This window comes from uncultured Thiodictyon sp. (assembly GCF_903828115.1).
In the GTDB taxonomy this organism is placed as follows: domain Bacteria; phylum Pseudomonadota; class Gammaproteobacteria; order Chromatiales; family Chromatiaceae; genus Thiodictyon.
Genome location: NZ_CAIKKU010000402.1, coordinates 1 through 2833 on the forward strand (window position 1 = coordinate 1; position 2833 = coordinate 2833).

At 66.4% G+C, this 2833-nt stretch carries 3 protein-coding genes and 1 pseudogene; 2 read left to right on the forward strand and 2 right to left on the reverse strand.

The genetic code is table 11. The features are described 5' to 3' along the window. The first annotated feature begins 190 nt into the window (after nucleotides 1-190). Nucleotides 191-1849: a glucose-6-phosphate isomerase gene (gene pgi / locus QZY48_RS14800; RefSeq protein ID WP_295432071.1), complete on the forward strand. Its 1659-nt coding sequence runs from the start codon at nucleotides 191-193 to the stop codon at nucleotides 1847-1849. Here the strand turns inward: pgi and QZY48_RS14805 are convergent. After that, entirely contained in the window at nucleotides 1815-2207 is a 393-nt protein-coding gene (locus tag QZY48_RS14805; protein WP_295432076.1) for a VOC family protein, read from the reverse strand. The genes pgi and QZY48_RS14805 overlap by 35 nt on opposite strands. Before the next feature lie 38 nt (nucleotides 2208-2245). Next, a complete protein-coding gene (locus QZY48_RS14810; RefSeq protein WP_295432073.1) occupies nucleotides 2246-2485 on the reverse strand; it encodes a hypothetical protein in 240 nt (79 codons plus the stop codon). Between the two features lie 111 nt (nucleotides 2486-2596). On the opposite strand from QZY48_RS14810, the pseudogene QZY48_RS14815 reads away from it, so the two are divergent. Further along, nucleotides 2597-2833, forward strand: a pseudogene (locus QZY48_RS14815) (Uma2 family endonuclease); the annotation flags it as partial.

The following is a 2833-nucleotide window of genomic DNA, read 5'->3' on the forward strand; positions in this document are numbered from 1 at the left end:
ACCAAGGCTGAAGCCTTGGACTCCAGAAGGTAGCCGCCGGCCGGAACGATGATCAAGGCCGATAACCTCGATTACGATTACGACAACGACAACGACGCCCAGAGCTATCAGTGAACCATTTCTAAGTGCCTTTTCTTCAACAAACCACACGAACGTAACCACCTCAATCACACCCGCAGGAGAATACGCAATGGCGCTCGTCACTCAGACCCCCCAATGGCAGGCCCTGGAGCGGCATTGGCAGCAGCTCAAGGACACGCGGATGAGCGACCTGTTCGCCGCCGACCCCCAGCGCGCCCAGGCCATGACCCTCTCGGCGGGCGGGCTCATGGTGGACTATTCCAAGAACCTGATCACCCACGAGACGCTCGCGCTGCTGTTCGACCTGGCCGCGGCGGTGGACCTCCAGGGCTGGACCAGGCGCATGTTCGCCGGCGACCAGATCAACAACACCGAGCAGCGCGCCGTGCTCCATGTGGCACTGCGCAACCGCTCCAATCACCCGATCCATGTCGATGGCCAGGACGTGATGCCCGGGATCAACGAGGTCCTGGCGCAGGTGGCGACCTTCGTCGGCCAGGTCCGCGCGGGCGAGTGGAAGGGCCACACCGGGCGCGCCATCACCGACGTGGTCAACATCGGCATCGGCGGCTCCAACCTGGGACCCAAGATGGTCTGCGCCGCCCTGGGGCCCTATCTCAGCGATGAACTCACCGTGCATTTCGTCTCCAACGTCGACGGCACCCACTTGGTCGAGACGCTGCGCGGTCTGGACCCCGCCACCACCCTCTTCGTCGTCGCCTCCAAGACCTTCACGACCCAGGAGACCATGACCAACGCCGAGAGCGCGCGCGCCTGGACCCTGACCGCGCTTGGAGACCCGGCGGCGGTGGCCCGGCACTTCGTCGCCGTCTCCACCAACGCGGAGAAGGTCGCCGCGTTCGGCATCGACACGGCCAACATGTTCGGCTTCTGGGACTGGGTGGGCGGGCGCTACTCATTGTGGTCGGCCATCGGCCTGCCGATTGCGCTGGCCATCGGCTTCGAGCGCTTCGTGGAACTGCTGGAAGGCGCCCACGCCATGGACGAGCACTTCAGCAACGCGGACCTCACCGAGAACATCCCTGCCGTCCTGGGACTCATCGGCGTCTGGTACGCCAACTTCGCGGGCGCCCGCACCCATGCGGTGCTGCCCTACGACCAATATCTGCGCTTCCTGCCCGCCTATCTGCAACAAGGGGACATGGAGAGCAACGGCAAGCGCGTCACCCGCGACGGCGCCGCGGTCGACTACAGCACCGGCCCAGTGGTCTGGGGCGAACCCGGCACCGACGGCCAGCACGCCTTCTACCAGCTCATCCACCAGGGCACCCAGATGATCCCGGCGGACTTCATCGGGGCCATCCACAGTCAGAATGAACTGGGCGACCACCATCTGAAGTTCATGGCCAATTACTTCGCCCAGACCGAGGCCCTGATGCGCGGTCGCAGCTTCGATGAGGCCCTGGCCGAAATGCTCGCCGCCGGGATGCCCGCGGAGCGCGCCGGCTTTCTCGCCAGCCACCGCACCTTCCCCGGCAACCGCCCCACCAACAGCATCCTCATGGAGCGCCTCACCCCGCACACCCTGGGCGCGCTGATCGCCCTATACGAGCACCGCATCTTCACCCAGGGCGTGCTGTGGGAGGTGAACTCATTCGATCAGTGGGGCGTGGAACTCGGCAAACAGCTCGCCGGCGTCATCCTCAAGGAACTCAATGAGGGCCAGGTCGGTCCCGCGCATGACGGCTCCACCACGGCGCTGTTGGAGTATTTCATGCGTCATCGGGCAACACCCGCGACTCGATGAATTCCAGTGCATTGCCGTCCGGGTCACGGCAGAACAGCGCCCGGCGGCCGGAGCGGCTGGTGGTGCAGGGAATCCCGGCGGCGCTGAGACACGCCAGTACAGGCTCCAGGTCAGGCACCGTCAGCGCGACGTGACGATCCCGGCCGCCGTGCGCGGGCCGACCCTCGGTCGGGTCGGGGTTGGGCAACTCCAGCAGATGGATCTGGCCCCGACCAACCTGGAGCCAGGCCCCGGGAAAGCCCAAATCCGGGCGCCGGGTGTCGCTGGAGAGGCCCAGCACGTCATGGTAAAACGCCAGTGAGCGGGCGGTGTCCGCCACGATCAGGCTGGCATGATGAAGTTCGCAGATCAGCGACATCGGGTCCTCCGCGGCGTGGCGCCGGTTAGGGGCTGAACTCATGCTAGCACCATTGATCGCTCCAGTCCCACGGCCGGGCCCGCCAGCCAGCGTTCGGCGGCCTCCTGCGAGCCCAGGACCTCGATCGCCTGCTCGGCGACCGCGGCCAGCCGCGGCAAGCGGTCGCTGGCGTTGCTGTCGAGCGGCCGGTGCGCGAGCTTGGCCCGCTGCGGGGTGCGCTCGCTGATGCCCATCGCCTTGAGCACCGTGTCGCGGTCGATGAACCGGAAGGACGCCACGAGTCAGGTCTACTGTCCCCGCAATTCCCCCGGTGTCGTTCTCCCCTTGCCGCTGCTATTCTGAGCAGCGAGTCAGACCGACCCAGCGCCCCCCGGCCCGGAGCCAGCACCATGAACCCAGTGCCCCGTTTCGACCCCGACGACCCCTATCCCGACAGCGACGGAGCCCCGATGGCGGAGAATACGCTGCAATTCGACTGGATCGTAAAGATCAAGGAGAACCTGGAGATCCTCTTCGCCGACCGCCCGGAGGTCTTCGTCGCCGGTGACCTCTTCTGGTACCCGGTCCAGGACCGGCGCCTCGTCGGCCCCATGGCCCCGGACGCCATGGTGGTCTTCGGCCGGCCC

What these genes read in the sequence shown, in the direction of transcription:
- pgi (WP_295432071.1), top strand. Translation starts at nt 191, where the DNA reads ATGGCGCTCGTCACTCAGACCCCCCAATGGCAGGCCCTGGAGCGGCAT.
- QZY48_RS14805 (WP_295432076.1), bottom strand. Translation starts at nt 2,207, where the DNA reads ATGTCGCTGATCTGCGAACTTCATCATGCCAGCCTGATCGTGGCGGAC.